Source organism: Chryseobacterium sp. MEBOG06 (assembly GCF_021869765.1).
In the GTDB taxonomy this organism is placed as follows: Bacteria; Bacteroidota; Bacteroidia; order Flavobacteriales; family Weeksellaceae; genus Chryseobacterium.
The window spans coordinates 2,176,491-2,194,409 of record NZ_CP084580.1 but is presented as its reverse complement, the minus strand read 5'-3'; the positions used below and the strand labels follow the sequence as shown (position 1 = coordinate 2,194,409).

Below are 17,919 nucleotides of genomic sequence, written 5' to 3'. Positions count from 1 at the left end.
CAATGGAAGAATTTGAATTACCCGTAACTTATAAAGGAAAGGACCTGATTTTCAATGTACGACTGGCAACATTCTCTCACGGTTACAAATTTTATGTTGATATTAATGGCTGTGAAGTAGTTTTCGAACGAGATGATGAGGGTAATCTAAGGGCAATTGTACCCGACGCATCTTCTAATCATCCTGTAGAAAAAGAACTCATTGCAGCTATCATTCAGGTGTTTAGTGATTTTTAGACTAAAAAAAACATTAATAATCAACAACTTGCTGCCATCCTATAAGTTTTAAGGCTTTTCCCTTTATGGCTTTTAAAAAATTTACTGATATGGCTTTCATCAGCAAACCTAAACTCATCAGCAATTTTATGTACCCTTTTATCACTGAAGGGCATTCTGCTATTTAAACTTTTTCCTGTATTGTCCGGGAGTTACCCCTCTGTACTTTTTAAAAATTTTGGAGAGATGACTTTCATCACTGAACTGGAGCTCATAGGCAATCTCACTCAGTCTTACACTGCTGTATTTTAAATAGGTTTCAACCAGCTTTAACCGGTAATCCAGCAAGTAATCCTGATAAGAAACTCCGGTTTGCTGTTTAAAATACTCTCCGAAATAATTCCCGGAAATTCCAAAATGATCTGCAATGGTCTGAATTCCGGTCTTCTCTCTGTCTTTTATGTGCTTCTGAATATAAGTAATGATCTTCATAATAGAGAATGCTTTTCTGTTCTCCTGTAATTCTGAAGTTTCGCTTTTTATAATATTGCGGGCAATAAGATTCAGGAGAATTGAAATACAGTTCCGAATAATAAGATAATCTTCCTCTTTGTTACTGAATTCTCTGGCAATCTGTATTATCAGAGTCCCTGCAAAGCTTTCATCATCTGCATTCCGAAATACACAGCCTGCTCTGGCGTGATAATTATTGCTTATGTACTGCAGTTTGTAGAGATTTTCACAACTTTCAATACGGTCTGCCTCCAGACGGATTCTGTCAATAAATTCTATCGGACATTGTATAGCGATGAGAACAGCATTTTCACTTTCAAAACGGTATGACTCATGTTGGGGAATAATAAAAAACTTTCCTTCGGCAAAATCAATATTCCGTTCATCATAGGTAAGGCTGCCCTGCCCTTTTGCTACATAGATAAATGAAAGAAAAGCCTTTGTTTTAAAAACCATCTCCCTGCCTTTCATCTTTATTTCTTTCACTTCAATCTCTTCCAGATGTAATCCTTCCATTGATGCACACTTATTTTTCCTCCAAAAGTACAATTTTAACAGAACTCAAAGAGGTTAATTTTGCATAAAAAATTATGAACGTATATCCCAGCCGGTGGCAGGCACTCCATTTTCTGGTAGCAGGGGCATTTCTTTCCCCACTGGATTATTTTATCGTCAATATGGCACTGCCTTCTATAAAAAATGCTTTTAAAGCCAGTGATCATCAACTGCAGTTGGTGGTAGCTATCTATGGTCTTACCTATGCAGCGCTGGTAGTTTGCGGAGGTAGACTGGGAGATCTCTACGGACGAAAGAAAATTTTCATGTTCGGATTATATACTTTTCTGCTGGCTTCACTTGCCTGTGCTTTTTCACCGGATATAACGTGGCTTATTGCCTCAAGGCTCTTTCAGGGTGTTGGCGCATCATTACTGGCCCCTCAGGTATTGGCGTCTATAAAAGTTCTTTTCAGCAGTCAGGAGCAGCCAAAAGCAGTAAGTATTTTCAGTTCGGTTTTTGGGCTGGCTTCAGTTGTGGGACAGCTGTTTGGCGGATTGCTGCTCAGTATACATTGGGGAAGTATTTCATGGGAACTCATATTTCTTGTTAATGTTCCTGTAACGATCATTTGTCTTTTGGGAATCCACTTCACTATGGATAATAATGACCGGGAAGAAAAGTCAGGAATAGATTTCAGTGGTGCTTTATTATTAATTATTGCTCTCCTTATGGTGATATGTCCTTTGATTTTTGCACAAAAATATCAATGGGCGTGGTGGATATTCGGGATCATCTTTGCAGGATTGTTTTTACTAATTATTTTTTTGAAATACGAAACCTATCTGCTGAAAAAAAAGCGTCCGGTACTCATTGATCCAAGCCTCTCAAGATATCCTCCTTTTTCACTAAGCCTGCTGATCATCTTTTTTTACAATTTTACAGCCGGACTGTTTATCTGTTATCCCTATTACCTTCAGCAGTTCCTTCACAAGACTTCCATGGAAGCAGGACTGGCGATCATTCCGTATGGAATCGCGTTTTTTATGGGACCATTGATCATGCCGAAGCTAAAGCTATCTCCATATAAATTGATATGTACAGGGCTGGGCTTACTGATGACTGGCTTTATCCTTAGTGCAATGGTTTTCTATTTTCAGCAAAAACCTTCTTTTTTAACGGCTGCTACACTATTTACGGCAGGATTAGGCCACGGGACCATTATGCCCGTTATGATGAGAACAGCAATTGCATTGGTTTCCAAAGATAAAGCAGGACAGGCTTCCGGTGTGATCAGTATTGGTATACAGATCGGCAGTGTAACAGGAGGAGCTGTAATTGGTACTCTATTTTTTAATATGATCGAACTACTAGGGTTTCCTGAATCATTTGCCATTGCCATTGCATGCATTGGGGGATTTCAGATTATAGGAATAGCCGCTACAGTCAGATTAAAAAAATACATTCAGCAAGATTGAAGAAACAATATATTAAACAATTTTAAAATCTAAAATAATATAAATTTAATTCTATGAATAACACAGAAAAAATAATCAAAGAGATCAAAGAATTTCATAAGAACATTGAAAAATGGTTCCAGGGGAAATCTGAAAACCAAGACGGTCTTTATACAAAACTAATCTCCGGATTTTCTCCGGATTTCAGAATGATCAATGGAAATGGAGATACCGTCACTTTACCTATTCTTTCTGAATGGTTACCAACAGTATTTGGAAAATTTCAGGACCGAAGTGTGCAGGTTGAAAACATAGAGATTAATACTTCTGAATACCACGGACTGGCAGCTTACACAGAGATTCAGATCACTGATGGCATAATCAATAAGAGAAAGTCATCAGCCGTGTTTCTTTTGGATGAGGAAAGAGCATTGTGGTTTCACCTTATAGAAAAATGGATATCCCTGTAATTTATTTAGTTTCTGCGGGGCAAATATTCAGCACGGCACTCAGAGGTAAAAACAAGAGACTGTCTCAGAATCGGGACTGTCTCTTGTGTTATAAAGTAGATAACCTTTGATTACATTTTATTCAGACCACGGGGAATGCAGTATACAGTCGCAAAAGTTTTTTCTTTCAAAATTCGGGATCATAAAGGCACATACATCTGCTTTTATGTTTCCAAATGTTGTTTCGGTTTTATGTTCAAAACCACCAAAAAAGGTCGGAATGATCTTATTTTTAAAATCATTTCTTGGAAAAGCCTGTACTATTTCTTCTCTGTGTACGGTACTCAGATGTTCATATCCCTCTCCCATTACGTCCAATCCTACACCAGAATACATCAATGCCACTTCATTCTCTTTATGCTCGGCAATCCCTATGGTGGTATGCAGCGCAATAGTATCCCATACCAGCTGAAGTTTATCCTGTGCAATACCATGCCCTTTTAAAAAGTCACGGGCGGCATTCGCTCCATCCACTTCAAATCTCAGATCAGGACTGCTGTAATGAGAAACAAGCCCAAGATCATGGAATACCGAAGCCACATACAGAAGTTCAGAATCATGTTTCATATTTTTACGTTGTGCATTTAAAGATGAAAACAGGAAAACACGCAGGGAATGGTTGTAGATAAATTCGGTTCCGTGTTCCAGCAGAAGTTCCGTAGCTTCTGTGGCAATTTTACTGTCGGGAATCAGGATGCCGGCTACTTCTTTCATACGATTTACTGACATAGCTCAAAATTATTTTATTCAAAGGTATTCTGATTATATACCCCGGAGAATATCAATACATACGGATGAGATGTCAAAATTTCACTCAGGCTCCAGTACCTATATTCATAAAATGACTACGATAGCTTACAGGAGATGCCTTTGTATTCTTCTTAAAAAAGTGGCTGAACTGTTCTGAAGTATTAAAATTAAGCTTATAAGCAATTTCTTTTACAGAATAAGAACTGAACTGAAGCAGTCTTTTAGCTTCTGCTGTAATTTGTCCGTTAATAATTTCTTTTGCACTTTTATTGCTGCAGCGTTTACACAATTCACTGAGTCTTCTGGGGGTAATATTCAGCATCTCTGCATAATCATTCACAGCGTGGAACAGATGATACTGATTGCCCAGAATTTCCATAAACTTACGATAAATAAGGTAATCCTGATTGTCGAATAGATCTTCCTGCACCAGTTTAATGTTGGCCAGTTTAATCATAATAATTTTCAGATAAGCTGCCATTACATCAATCTGATTGGTATACTGATCGGATTCAAAATCTGCAACTAAAGCTTTACATAAGAATGAAAATTCATTCAATTCCAAATCATTAGGATTCAAACGCTGATTAGCCGATGCATTGTTAAAAAGGACCGCTTTACAGTTGCTGGCACTGGAAGGTGTCTTTTCCCAGAAGCAGTCTCCAAAAGAAATACAATATCCATTGATTTCAGATTGTTGTTCGAACTGATAAATCTGCCCTTTCGCCAATAAAAAAACTTCATGTCCGGATATTTCAAAGGAATGTCCGTCTACAATCAGCAATCCGCATCCACTTTCTACAATGAGAATCCGGTTATAACTCAGCCTTATAAAATGTTCCGTACACAGGCAGTCTCCTTTCACTTGCTTTACAAAAAAGGAATGCTCTACAGCGGGTTCAGTTACAATTTTTGATAACGGCTTCATTGAAGAAAAGTTTTAATAAAGATAAAGATTTTCAGGAGTAAAGAAAACAATATTAAGCCTCTGTGTCGAACAAAAAAATGTCAAACTTGATGAAGTGAATGTCAAAATTGCTCTAAAACAAGAATTAACCCTTATTTCTAAATATTTTCATCTGTCCGGCAATTACCGTTAGCAGGATTCCAAAGCAGGCAAAAAGTCCATACGAATATCTAAGATCAAAACCTTCAGCAATATATCCAATGAGAGGAGGTCCCATCAAAAATCCTAAAAAGGAAATACTGGACACAAATGACAGCGCAATACTGGGTGCTACCGTGCTCACCTGTCCTACAGCACTGTAAACAGACGGCACGCTCAGAGAACCGCCAAGCCCGATAATCATGAAAGCGATGACACACACCCATAATTCCGGAAAGAAAATGCTTAGAAACAGACCGCTGCTCATCAGAATACCACAGCCCTGCAATACCGTCTTCTTACCATATTTCTCAATCACACGATTTCCTACAAAGCGTCCTAAAGTCATCATTAAAATAAAACTTGTATATCCCAGTATAACAAGCTTTTCTGGGGCTTTTACAATGGTTTGAAAATACACTCCACTCCAGTCAAACATCGCACCTTCAATGGCCATACTCAGAAATCCTATAATTCCAAGCCCTACCAAAGTAGAATTCACTGATTTAAAAATAGATTGTGTCTGGGGCTCAACTTTGTGAATGATATTGGTTAAATGCTGCCTGCAATAGAGCCATAAACCTGCAACAAGAATAAAAATAAAGATAAAATGATAGAAGGTATCCACATTGATATTGATCATCAGGAGCCCCACAAGAGCTCCGGCCAGACCGGCAAAACACCAGGCTCCATGATAAGATGACAAAAGCGTTCTTTTGGTCATCGTTTCAATTTCAATTGCCTGTGTATTCATCGCTATATTGCATAAATTTCCGGAAACTCCAAAGAAAAACAATACAGCACCCAGCACCCAATAAGAAGGAGAAATTCCGATCAGTAAAAGGGAAACAGGATAGAACAGAAAACAGCTTTTAATGACCTGGCTGCTTCCATACCTGCTGATTAGTTTTCCGGCAAGTACCATGGTAGAAAGCTGACCTACCGGCATCAGAAGTAAAAGAGTTCCCAGCTCTGCCTCATTGATCGAAAGGGCGTTTTTAATGACAGGGATTCTGCTGGCCCATGAAGAAAAAACAAGACCGTGAGCAAAGAACAGTAAAAAGCAGGCTGCAGGCATTTTCGCATTATATAATTCTCTATCGTGCATTTTAACAGTGTTTTGATTTAAATTTCTGTTTGCGAAGTTAGGCACAGTCTTCCAAAAAAAGATATTCCATTTTTGATATTTTATATTCCATTTTAAACAACACATGAAAAAAGAAAAATTAACTGCTTACATTTGAACTCAGGAATCCGGCCCATAAAACCCTAAGCATTCCGACAAGTAATCTACCTGCATCATGATAGATATTAAGCCTAAATTTGAAGGATTATATATAGAAAAATATAAAGCAAATGACATCACTAAATTTCAAAAAAGTGCCAGCAGGGTCAATAAACTATTGCTTTGCTTTGTATCAAATGGAGAACTGAACATTCAGGTTAATTCTTTTACTTTTCATATCCAGAGTACATCTGTGGTAATGCTTTTACCAGATACAGATTTAGGCACTATTTCCTGCAGTAATGATGTTGAGTTGTCCGTATTTTTTATCTCACTGGATTTTATCAGTACTTACAGCTTTCTGACTGCTCTTCTCGCCAGTGACGAAATCAAATTCAACCCCGGAATACAGGTAGAAAATACCGCTGCAAAGCTTATCTGGTCTACAGTAAAGCTCATAAAGGAATACCACAGCAAAACAAAGGAAGAAAGTACGGCAGAGTCTGTACAATATCTTCTCTATGCCCTGCTTGAGCTGGTTTCAAAGCTTTATCTCCCGGTTATAAAAAACAACAGCCTTTTACAAACCCGAAGCCAGGATATCATAGAGCATTTCTTTGAACTGCTCAATAAACATGGTCATCTGCAAAGAGGTGTTCTCTTCTATTCGGATCAGCTTCATCTTTCCCCTCAGTATCTCAGCAGCCTGATAAAAAAGGAAACCGGAAAGCCTATTAAGCAATGGATAAGCTATATGGTAATAAAACATGCCAAAGAGCTTCTCAAAACCACTTCCCTTTCTATTAAAGAGATCAGCAATCAGCTTCAGTTTGTAGATTCCTCACTTTTCTGCAGGTATTTCAGGCGATGCACAGGAATTACAGCCAATACTTACAGGGAAAATTATAAGATCAAAAAGTAAAATACAGTCATTAAATCTCTCATATTCAATAATAAATAATTCTTTAACTGATCTATTTCCAAAAAAAAATCATATTACCAATCTCTATTTATTTTTTTGTAAGTTAGTCTCCTGAAAGAAAATTATTTATGCTAAAAAAAATGGTAGTGCCATTCATGGTATTCGCCACACTAATCAACTGCAAAAAGGAAGATACTTCAAAGAGCCTTCCATTGTCAACTTCCGTTAAGCAAGATATTACAGAGAGTCCGGAACAGAAAAAACAGGACAAATCCCCCATTGAAACGGTAAAGAAATTTCTATTCTGGTATGAGGCTAATGAAGAAAAAATAGACCGCTTTAATACTATAGAAGGCGGAGGTATGGGCAAAACAGAAGATACAGACAATTATTATGTAGATTTTGATGAGGTGGAAAAAGAGCTTAAATTACTGAAAGAAACCAACCTTTTCTCGTCAAAATTTCTTAAAGTCTACAAAAACCGATATGCAGATGGAAATGAATATTTCAAACAAAATCCTGCAAACGATGGCCCACCTGTCAATTTTGATTATAATTATTTCTTCCTTACTCAGGAAGATTTCCAGTCTGATCTGAAAAACATTGATCATATAAAGTTTACCGTAAAACCGCTCAGTGATCAGTTATGCTACGTAGAATTTCATTTGGAACGTTGCGGCATGATGCTTAGATATGTTCTGACTAAGAAGGATCAGTGGATGATAGATTCTATTGAAAATATAAGCTAAACCAATATTGAACAAGCCATTAAAAAACTGATGGCGCATTTGAAGGGATTTAGAAAAAGCATATTGATCATTATTTTACTCAATATTGCTTCAAAATATATACCCGGCAAAAATGCCGGGTATGTTTATTAATTTAATTAAATGACTGCCTGTAACTTAAAGGAGTTTCATCAGTTTTCTTTTTAAAAAGCTTATTAAATGACTGTGGATGCTCAAATCCCAGAGCATATGCGACCTCTGATACTGAAAAATTGGTAGTGGCAAGGTATTCTTTAGCCTTTTCAATCAGTTTTTCATGGATGTGCTGCTGAGCATTCTGTCCGGTAAGGTTTCTTAGCATATCGCTCAGATAATGTGGAGAAAGATTAAGTTTAGAGGCCAGAAAATCAACGGTAGGAAGCCCTTTATTTAATGTTTCCTGATGGTTGAAATACTCTTCCAGTATGCTATCCATATTGGTCAGCAGATCGCTATTCACAGCCTTTCTTGTGATAAACTGTCTCTTGTAGAAACGGTTGCTGTAATTGAGCAGAACTTCTATATAGGAAACAATAACATCCTGGCTTACCTCGTCTATTGTCGTATTCAGTTCATTTGTAATGCTGTCCAGAAGTCCTGTTATTCTTGTTTTTTCCTGATCGGATAAATGCAGAGCCTCATTGGTATCATAAGAAAAGAAACCAAAGTTTTTAATGTTCTTTGCCAGCGGATAGCTTCTGATAAAATCCGGATGTACCAATAAAGTGTATCCGCTGTATTCAGCATTTTCATCAGTAGAAAGAACCTGGCCTGGAGCAGTGAACATCATCCCTCCTTCATTAAAATCATAATACCCTTGTCCATACCCCATTTTTCCAACAGTGGAATATTTGTAAGAGATTTTATAAAAATTCAAAATAAAACTTCTTCCGAGCATCCCTTTTTCAACAGACATTTTTGTATTATCCACAAGACTTACCAGTGGGTGAAGAGGCTTAGGAAGCTTCAACAGGTCATGCAGCTGTGATATGGACGAAATTTTCATCGGACTATTATCTTTCTTTTCCATGATATAAAAATAAACTATTTAGCAGACAAAAACAGTATAATTGCATTCTCTTTTATACTGTTTTTGAATCACTTATCTTTTGTTAGGAATACAAACTTATTCTGTTTCTATTTTTTCAAAGCAAAACAGATGAAATGGTCTATTGACTAAATGAATTGTTTGCCTAATTGATCTCTGAACGCTTCATCACCCAGTTCCAGACGCTGAGCATACAATGCTATTGCATCTTCACCAGCCACATATCTCAATTTCTGTTTCCCATCTGTAGCAGCTTCATATACTACTTCAGCAATCTGCTCCGGAGAAGACGCTGCCTGCATCATACCTTCCATTTTTGAAAAAAGAGAATTTGTCATTTCTTCATATGCGGGACTTGTTGCAGAATCCAGAGAACGGCTTACAAAATCTGTTTTGATCCCGCCCGGAGAAACTGTTTTGACATCCACGCCAAATTGGTTTAGCTCAAAAGCAAGGCTTTCACTCCAGCCTTCCAATGCCCATTTAGTAGCATGATAAATAGAATTCAAAGGAAAGGCAATCAATCCGCCGATGGATGTGGTAGAAATAAACATCCCATTCTTTTTTTCTCTGAAATAAGGTATAAATGCCTGTGTTACCCGGATCACCCCCAATAGATTAGTATCCAGCTGTCTTACAATCTGTTCGTCAGTTAAGGCTTCCACTGGACCTAAAAGCCCATATCCGGCATTATTAAAAACAACATCTATATCACCAGCTTCAAGTACCTGATTTACCGTTGATTTTATTTGTTCAGGATTGGTAACATCCAGTGGTAATACTGTTACATTTTCTAAAACAGAAAGTTCTGCACCCGCTTCGGGGTTTCTCATTGTAGCTATCACTTTCCATCCTTTGTTTTGAAATAATTGAGCAGTTGCTTTTCCTAATCCTGTAGAAGCACCTGTTATAAAAATTGTTTTCATTTTTTCTTTGTTTAAAAATTACATGACAAAGGTCTGTATTCAAAAAAAAGACTGAGTTGCCAAAACGGATTATCCTGTAGCCAAAATGGACTTGTCTGAAAAATTCATGCAGATTATCCGATAATGACTAAAAATCCTTCCGCTGATTGTTCAACAGAAGGATTATACTCTAAAAAAAGCTGTTCCCGCTGAAACTGAGGTCATCTCTGCCACCAATTAAGGCCTATAGCTTTGTTTAATCCTAACCTCTTTTCAGAAAATGTCCAAATGCAGCAATCCTCTTTCAGCTACTTCAAAATTCTCTTCATTTCATATCCCTCATAATCAAATACTGACTGCATGGATAACCCAAGTGCTTCAGCTACTCCTTCACCGTACGCTGGATCAGCCTGATAACAATTTCTTATATGGCGGATCTGAATAAACTGCTGTGCCTCACCTACTGCTTCTGCTGTATTCTGAAATAAGATCTCTTTTTGCACATCCGACATAAGTCTGAAAAGATTCCCTGGTTGAGAAAAATAATCATCATCTTCACGGTGGTCCCAATGGCCGGCATCTCCATTTATTTTTAAAGGTGGCTCACTAAAATCAGGCTGCTCTTCCCATTGTTTAAAACTGTTAGGTTCATATCCCTGGGTGCTTTCAAAATTACCGTCTGTACGCATTGCTCCATCACGGTGATAAGAATGATAAGGGCATTTAGGCGCATTAACAGGTATCTGATGATGATTTACCCCTAATCTGTATCGTTGGGTATCTCCATAGGAAAACAGCCGTCCCTGAAGCATTTTATCAGGTGAAAAACCAATACCCGGAACAATAGATGCAGGATTGAATGCTGCCTGTTCAACTTCTGCAAAATAATTGGAAGGATTTCTGTTAAGGGTAAATTCTCCTACCTGAATTAAGGGATAATCTCCATGCGGCCAAACTTTTGTTAAATCAAATGGATTAACAGAATAGCGGTCTGCTTCTTCTTCTTTCATAATCTGAACATACATCGTCCATTTCGGAAAATTACCTGCCTTAATACTTTCATACAAATCTTTTTGATGACTTTCCCTGTCTTCTCCAATGATTGATTTTGCTTCTGCATTACTGATATTCTGAATACCCTGCTGTGTTTTAAAATGGAATTTAACCCAAAAACGTTTATTTTCATCATTGATAAAACTGAATGTATGGCTTCCAAAACCATCCATATGTCTATATGACTTCGGAATTCCACGGTCACTCATGGTAATCGTTACCTGATGTAGCGATTCCGGTAACAATGTCCAGAAATCCCAGTTATTATCTGCACTTCTCATATTGGTTCGGGGATCTCTTTTTACGGCATGATTTAAATCCGGAAATTTTAAAGGATCACGCAGAAAAAAAACAGGGGTATTATTTCCCACCAAATCCCAATTCCCTTCTTCGGTATAAAATTTTAATGCGAAGCCTCGTATATCTCTTTCAGCATCTGCTGCACCTCTTTCTCCTGCTACTGTAGAAAAACGAATAAATAATGGCGTTTCTTTTCCTACTGTGGAAAACAGTTTGGCCCTGGTATATTTTGTAATATCATGTGTTACTTTAAAAACACCAAAAGCTCCGGATCCCTTAGCATGCATCCTTCGTTCAGGAATAACTTCCCTGTCAAAATGGGCCATTTTCTCTAAAAACCAGATATCCTGCAGTAAAGCCGGACCTCGTCTGCCTGCTGTTAAAATACTCTGGTTATCTGATACCGGTGCACCGGTTCGATTGGTTAGTTTATCTTGCTTCATAATGAATAATTATTAACCAAAGCTACCCTCTTTATTTGGGAATAAACTCATCCAGTTTCTGCATAAAACAACGGTCCAAAAATAGATTTATCCCCTTATTATTTACTTTGTTTTTTGTAAGTTTGTCAGGATCAATTTTTATGGCAGAATATATTCTTGAAGATGTCAATATCAGCACCCTATCCGTGTATGATCTGTTGAAACATACCACAGACAGTGCGTTTATTGGTATCAAAGATTTTTACGGAATTTACCCTGTAACCATTGAAAATAATACAGGAACATTTACAAAAAGAACATCTCTTCAGGATTTTCCTATCGTTACTGTGAGCAGGATTGGCCATTCTGTTCTTTGCTCCTGTACCTGTGATAATGCGCAGAATCAGCTCTGTTCCCATCAGACAGAAATTATCCATGCTATTCTGGAAGAAAAAAATTTCCGGGCGTTTTTTGATGATACGCTTCGTAAGAATATGTTTATCCCAAAAGCAAAGGCATATGGTCTGGAACATGAACCAGATCTCGATCTTTATTTTCAGTTGAACTATACAGAAGGCAAAATTGAAATTCTTCCCAAAATCAAAGAGATATTACCTCTGGATGGCCTGATATTAGAAAGAGATTTTATTCCGCAGCAGCCTTCTCTTCTGGATCAACTTTCATTACTGGCAAACGGCAAAAAGCAGATATTAGTGATGGGAAAACACCGTTACTATAATCATCTGGTTTTTTCTTTAATGGAGTCAGAAATTACCCAAAACGGAAAAATTAAAAACCCGGTTACTTCTGTAGATACCATGCAGCTGATATGGAAAGCGGAAAAACCACAGGATATTAAATTCTACACGGCCGTTACCTCTTTCCAAAATAATTATAACGAAGATTATAATCACTCAGAACTTGAAGCTTTAAAACTGATTGTACAGAATCCTCTGGAGCTGGAGGTATATTATCATGACCGCGAAATTGCAGAAACCATCTCTGCAAAGTCGCTTACCCCTATTGAACTTAAAACTTTAGATGCAGAGGTACAACTATCTGTATTTAAGAAAGATCCTTTTTATGAAATAACAGGAGAATTACAGTTCAATGATCTCTCCATACCTTTTAAAAATATTGTTCTTAAAAATGAATATTTTATATATAACAAAAACGTATTCAGCTTCATAGACCATCCGGACCTCCTCAGAATCATTAGATTTTTTAAAGCTAATAACGAGATTCTGCTTATTCATTCTTCAAAATATGATGATTTTATGCAAAACATCCTGTCTACTCTTGAAGAACGTATACACATCAATTATAACTACATACAAACAGCAACGAAAGCACAGCTTGAAGATAAAAATTATCAGATAGAAAAGGTTGTTTATCTTCGTCAGCAGGAAAATTATATCGGAATTACGCCTGTAATGAAGTATGGCCAGGTAGAAGTTCCGGTATACTCCAGGAAGCAGATTTTTGATATGGATCAAAATGGAAATCCATTTAAGATAGAAAGAAATGATGCTGCAGAAGCCCGCTTCACTTCTCTGATTATGCAGCAGCATCCTGATTTTGAAGAGCAGATGGACGGCTATCAGTATTTTTATCTGCACAGAGATAAGTTCCTGGATAACAACTGGTTTCTTGAAGCATTTGATGTATGGCGCAATGAAGGAATTACCATACTCGGTTTCAATGAATTAAAAAACAATAAACTTAATGCTCACCGGGCGAAGATCAACATTCAGATTACCAGCGGACTGGATTGGTTTAATGCCAAGCTAAAAGTAGGATTCGGACAAAAAGAAGCAACACTGAAGCAGCTTCACAGAAGTATCCGCAATAAAAGCAAATTTGTACAGCTGGATGATGGTACTTTGGGCATCCTTCCGGAAGAATGGGTAGAAAAAATATCCGCTTATTTTCAGGCCGGCGAAATTGATGAGGAATTACTAAAAATTCCAAAGATTAATTTTACTGAAATTTCCTCACTTTTTGAAAAAGAAGTACTTAATAAAGAAGTTCAGAATGAAATTACAACCTACTCATCACAATTTTCAAAGGCTAAAAAAATACCTGTAGTGAGTATTCCAGCTACGCTAAATGCTGAATTGAGAGATTATCAGCATGATGGACTGAACTGGCTGAACTTTCTTGATGGATTTAATTTTGGAGGATGTCTGGCTGATGATATGGGACTTGGAAAAACCATTCAGATTATTGCATTTATTTTGTCACAGCGGGAAAAGCGGGGGCATACCACCAATCTCATTGTAGTACCTACTTCCCTGCTTTTCAACTGGCAGGAAGAAATCAGCAGGTTTGCACCTTCTATAAAAGTTTTACTGCATTACGGAGCAGACAGATCCAAAACAATTATTCATATGCCTGAATATGAAGTAGTCCTCACCACTTATGGAATGCTGCTTTCCGATATTCGGTTTCTTAAAACACTCCATTTCAATTATATTTTTCTTGATGAATCACAAACCATTAAGAATCCAAATTCAGAGAGATATAAGGCTGCCCGTCTGCTTCAGTCGAGAAATAGAATTGTATTGACAGGAACGCCTGTAGAAAACAGTACTTTTGACCTTTACAGCCAGCTTTCTTTTGCCTGTCCCGGGTTGTTGGGAAGCAAGCAGTCTTTTAAAGATATTTATGCTATTCCTATTGATAAATTTGAATACAGTAAACGTGCTGTAGAACTTCAGCAGAAGATAAAACCATTTATCCTCAGAAGAACCAAAAAACAGGTAGCCAAAGAACTTCCTGAGAAGACGGAAACGGTGATTTACTGTGAAATGAATTCAGAACAGCGCCGGATCTATGATGCTTATGAAAAAGAACTCCGGGAATTCATTGCCAGCAATGACGATGACGAACTCAATAAAAACAGTATGCATGTTCTTACAGGGCTTACAAGGCTTCGGCAAATCTGCAACTCTCCTGCACTGATTAAAGAAGGATATTCCGGGGAAAATGCCGTAAAAATCGAGATTCTGACAGAACAGATTCTCGGAAAATCAAAAGACCATAAGATCCTGGTATTTTCACAATTTGTGGGGATGCTGGATCTGGTTAAAGCTGAATTGGAAAAACACGGTATTTCATTCGAATACCTTACAGGGCAAACAAAAAACCGAGGAGAAAAAGTCTCTAATTTTCAGAAAAATAAAAATGTCAGAGTATTCCTTATCAGCTTAAAGGCGGGAGGTGTTGGGCTTAACCTTACCCAGGCTGATTATATTTATCTGATAGATCCTTGGTGGAATCCTGCTATTGAAAACCAGGCAATTGACCGAAGCTACCGTATTGGACAAACTAAAAATGTAATTGCCGTCCGAATGATCTGTTCCAATACCGTGGAAGAGAAAATACTGATCCTTCAAAAGAAAAAAAAGCTGCTGGCCCAAAATCTGCTCCAGACGGATGGAAAAAAACTACAGGGATTATCAAAGCGTGACCTGATGGACTTGCTGGAAACCGATTCTCAGAAATAACGGTTCTGGCTTTAGCGTCAATATAAAGCTTAAAAAGTCTGCTTCATATTTGAAGCAGACTTTTTTATGAGGTTATTTATAATTGATTTTCTTATCCAGATCAATTGGATTATTATACTTTTTAATGGTTTCTTTTAATCTTTCATTTACTTCACGTCTATTGGCAGCATTCACCTGCGTTCCGTCATTCAGGAAAAACTGATCGCCCTGTATTCCATTCCTGATGAAATTAATAGGAGATTCATAAAAGGCCAGTTTTGTACTTTTATACTTTTCCCATGGGGTGGCGACACCGTTTTGCTTTGCCATATCTATAAACATATTTTTCACCGGCTTATCGAGCTTTGTAGATTTCACCAGTTCAAATTTATAGTTACTTTTATCATCATAAAGCTCTATGATCAGCCCCGGCAGGCCATGAAATTTGTACGGACCTTCCTGAAAAGGGATTTCTTTAGCAAACCATGCAGTCCATTCTCTGCCTCCATAATGAGTGGTTGCTTTCTGTAAGGTAAAATTCTTAACTTTTTTACTTTCGTTTGTCAGTTTCCAGTTTTGAGTATCATTAGTCTGCAGTTTTAAGATCGTGTTTTCCAGCAAATCATATTCGTTATACATCTCTTCTCCCGGTTTATGCGAAACGATAGTGGAAGTATTGAGTTTAGCATCTTTTGGAAACTCAATATTATTACTGATCAGTGAATCGGCAATAAAAAAATCTCTCTGATAATAATCTGTTCTGTCCGGATGTATGTCCAGGTGAAAATTTTCTTTTGTAAGAATTTCTGATGCAGGATCTTTTTTATAAACAACATCATAGATAAAGCGGTGGGTTTGAGCTTGTGCCCAGAACCCTGCAGAAAGAACTGCAATAAGTACTGTTTTTTTCATGGTATTAGATTTCTATATCATACTCAAAGAGGTTTCAACAGTTTTTGAAAGGGTCCTTTTGATATGAAATAGCAGGTTTAAATGTTTCTGTAAAAATAAGTTCAATTTCTCAGCCCGGAAACACCTGTACTTTATAAAGTTTTGATAATTTTTAAGGTTAAAAGTTAAAGATTCCTGTTTGAAATTTAACAATTACCACCCATAGAATTATTTTAGTTAAAATCCTCTTAAAGACGGTCTTTTCGGGGATAAAAAACAAAATCGACAGGATAATAGGACCTGTCGATTAAAAAAACAAAAATTGATATGGATATGATTAGATATGTGTTTATTTTTTAATGATTTTTTCGGTGATTACTTTTTTATCTTTTGTAAGGATTCTGATCATATATGTTCCCGGAATAAGGTTTTCCATATTTATGGCCAGAGAAGTTCCTTCCTCTATTTTCTGCCCTGACAGCGTATAAATCTCATATTTATCGAGACCTTCTTTCATTTTGATCGTTGCGGAACCTGTTGCTGGATTAGGATATATCTTCACCAGAGCTGTTGAATTTTTAGAAACCTCAGCTGTAGAGAGGCTTTCAAGCTGTACATTGATTGTATAATCTTCCACCTGTCCTATAAACCAGGCCTTAGGACATGGAAGATTTTCCAATACTCCCATCCACGAGTTTGATTCATATGCTTTTACCAGTCTGAAACGGGTCTCTCCCAACAAAGCATTCATAGGTATTGTAATATTCCCTAAAACCACGCCGGATTGGTCACCAGCAACAGGATTGGAGTTATCCAGATACCCTAAATTGAATACTTCATCGCTATCAAAAAGGTTATTGTGATTGAAATCTATATAAGCATAGGCTGATACCGTAGATTGTCCGTGAGTGCCTCCTATTACTTTAATCGGGTAATTATTTCCACGGTTAACATTGAAAACAACACTTGTAAAATTCTCAAGAACATCCGAATTACCATTGATAACACTGTTATTGACCATTCCTGCAAATTCTACTCCACCAATTTCACTTACTGTAAGACTCGTTACATTTTCAGTACCACAGTACGGGAAAGGAAAATTCGCGGTGCTTCCCAAAATATTCACCGTATATTCTTCTGTCTGCCCTGCCCTTAAGCTTGAGTCACAGGCTGAATTGATAGAATTGGGAGCATTAGGATCTGAATAGGCTGAAACATTTGTATTTTTAAGAACTCTCATTCTTGTACTTCCATTCGCAGCAGTAGCCGGGATAACGATGGAACTGTTGATTGTGAAAGCATTAGCAGGATTAGCAGCCGCAATTCTTCCGATATAAAAACTTTCACCTGCATCATCAAAATTCCCATTCTGATTAAAATCGATAAATACTACCACATCACTTGGGAAAGTACTGGATGGGCCTTTCACTGAAATCGGATACGAGTTTCCTGCCTGCAGATCTGTGGATATAGAAGTGAAGTTTTCATAGATCTGTGCATTTGAAGACTGAACGGATGAGGAATTATTAATATTCCCAAAGGTAACATTGCTAATCATATTGCTGTCAGCTCCATACTGAAAGGCAGGCATACAGTACTGTACCTGAGCATTCATCAGTGAACAGAGAGCAACAGCAGAAAGGGTAGTTATTTTTTTCATTTATTCTTAAATTTCTTGAGACAAATTTATATTTATTTAGAATCAATAAAAATAAGAACGTAATGACATTTGTCAGTTTATTCATATTTGCTGATAATTAACTCAACAAATAACATCAAATCACCGGATTAATTAAAAATAATGAACAATGGATGCTTGAAAAAATCGGCTATTCTTAAATTATAGTAAGGAAT

General features: G+C 37.2%; 15 protein-coding genes. 6 read left to right on the top strand and 9 right to left on the bottom strand.

What is annotated here, in order from left to right; translation table 11 throughout:
• The first annotated feature begins 2 nt into the window (after positions 1–2).
• Positions 3–236 carry a hypothetical protein gene (locus LF887_RS10065; RefSeq protein ID WP_236859059.1) on the top strand — a complete coding sequence of 78 codons (234 nt, stop codon included), beginning with the start codon at positions 3–5 and terminating at the stop codon, positions 234–236.
• A 159-nt stretch (positions 237–395) separates the two neighbouring features.
• Here the strand turns inward: LF887_RS10065 and LF887_RS10060 are convergent, their stop codons facing one another.
• A complete protein-coding gene (locus LF887_RS10060) occupies positions 396–1,244 on the bottom strand; it encodes an AraC family transcriptional regulator (RefSeq protein ID WP_236859058.1) in 849 nt (282 codons plus the stop codon).
• Between the two features lie 74 nt (positions 1,245–1,318).
• Here LF887_RS10060 and LF887_RS10055 point away from each other — a divergent pair, with 74 nt between their 5' ends.
• Positions 1,319–2,701, top strand: coding sequence for an MFS transporter (locus LF887_RS10055; RefSeq protein ID WP_236859057.1), 1,383 nt, complete (start codon positions 1,319–1,321; stop codon positions 2,699–2,701).
• 53 nt (positions 2,702–2,754) lie between these two features.
• Positions 2,755–3,150: a hypothetical protein gene (locus tag LF887_RS10050; RefSeq protein ID WP_236859056.1), complete on the top strand. Its 396-nt coding sequence runs from the start codon at positions 2,755–2,757 to the stop codon at positions 3,148–3,150.
• 117 nt (positions 3,151–3,267) lie between these two features.
• On the opposite strand, the gene LF887_RS10045 is transcribed toward LF887_RS10050, so the two are convergent.
• The 3 genes from LF887_RS10045 to LF887_RS10035 all read right to left on the bottom strand — a co-directional run bounded on the left by LF887_RS10045 (position 3,268) and on the right by LF887_RS10035 (position 6,152).
• Positions 3,268–3,918 carry an HD domain-containing protein gene (locus LF887_RS10045; protein WP_236859055.1) on the bottom strand — a complete coding sequence of 217 codons (651 nt, stop codon included), beginning with the start codon at positions 3,916–3,918 and terminating at the stop codon, positions 3,268–3,270.
• 85 nt (positions 3,919–4,003) lie between these two features.
• Positions 4,004–4,867, bottom strand: a complete 864-nt coding sequence (locus tag LF887_RS10040) for a helix-turn-helix domain-containing protein (RefSeq protein ID WP_236859054.1) — start codon at positions 4,865–4,867, stop codon at positions 4,004–4,006.
• A gap of 124 nt (positions 4,868–4,991) precedes the next feature.
• On the bottom strand, positions 4,992–6,152 hold the full coding sequence (locus tag LF887_RS10035) for an MFS transporter (RefSeq protein ID WP_236859053.1): 1,161 nt from the start codon (positions 6,150–6,152) through the stop codon (positions 4,992–4,994).
• A gap of 193 nt (positions 6,153–6,345) precedes the next feature.
• On the opposite strand from LF887_RS10035, the gene LF887_RS10030 reads away from it, so the two are divergent.
• The gene (locus tag LF887_RS10030) at positions 6,346–7,191 is read left to right on the top strand and encodes a helix-turn-helix domain-containing protein (RefSeq protein WP_236859052.1); all 846 of its coding nucleotides are present in this window, start codon (positions 6,346–6,348) and stop codon (positions 7,189–7,191) included.
• Between the two features lie 155 nt (positions 7,192–7,346).
• Positions 7,347–7,940, top strand: coding sequence for a hypothetical protein (locus tag LF887_RS10025; protein ID WP_236859051.1), 594 nt, complete (start codon positions 7,347–7,349; stop codon positions 7,938–7,940).
• Between the two features lie 133 nt (positions 7,941–8,073).
• On the opposite strand, the gene LF887_RS10020 is transcribed toward LF887_RS10025, so the two are convergent.
• The 3 genes from LF887_RS10020 to LF887_RS10010 all read right to left on the bottom strand — a co-directional run bounded on the left by LF887_RS10020 (position 8,074) and on the right by LF887_RS10010 (position 11,707).
• Entirely contained in the window at positions 8,074–8,988 is a 915-nt protein-coding gene (locus LF887_RS10020; protein WP_236859050.1) for a helix-turn-helix domain-containing protein, read from the bottom strand.
• Positions 8,989–9,134: 146 nt separating this feature from the next.
• Positions 9,135–9,932, bottom strand: coding sequence for an SDR family oxidoreductase (locus tag LF887_RS10015; RefSeq protein WP_236859049.1), 798 nt, complete (start codon positions 9,930–9,932; stop codon positions 9,135–9,137).
• Positions 9,933–10,219: 287 nt separating this feature from the next.
• Positions 10,220–11,707, bottom strand: coding sequence for a catalase (locus LF887_RS10010; protein ID WP_236859048.1), 1,488 nt, complete (start codon positions 11,705–11,707; stop codon positions 10,220–10,222).
• A 140-nt stretch (positions 11,708–11,847) separates the two neighbouring features.
• On the opposite strand from LF887_RS10010, the gene LF887_RS10005 reads away from it, so the two are divergent.
• Positions 11,848–15,195, top strand: coding sequence for a DEAD/DEAH box helicase (locus LF887_RS10005; protein WP_236859047.1), 3,348 nt, complete (start codon positions 11,848–11,850; stop codon positions 15,193–15,195).
• 72 nt (positions 15,196–15,267) lie between these two features.
• Here the strand turns inward: LF887_RS10005 and LF887_RS10000 are convergent, their stop codons facing one another.
• A complete protein-coding gene (locus LF887_RS10000) occupies positions 15,268–16,086 on the bottom strand; it encodes a GLPGLI family protein (protein WP_236859046.1) in 819 nt (272 codons plus the stop codon).
• 328 nt (positions 16,087–16,414) lie between these two features.
• Positions 16,415–17,725, bottom strand: a complete 1,311-nt coding sequence (locus LF887_RS09995) for a GEVED domain-containing protein (protein ID WP_236859045.1) — start codon at positions 17,723–17,725, stop codon at positions 16,415–16,417.
• Between the last annotated feature and the right edge of the window lie 194 nt (positions 17,726–17,919).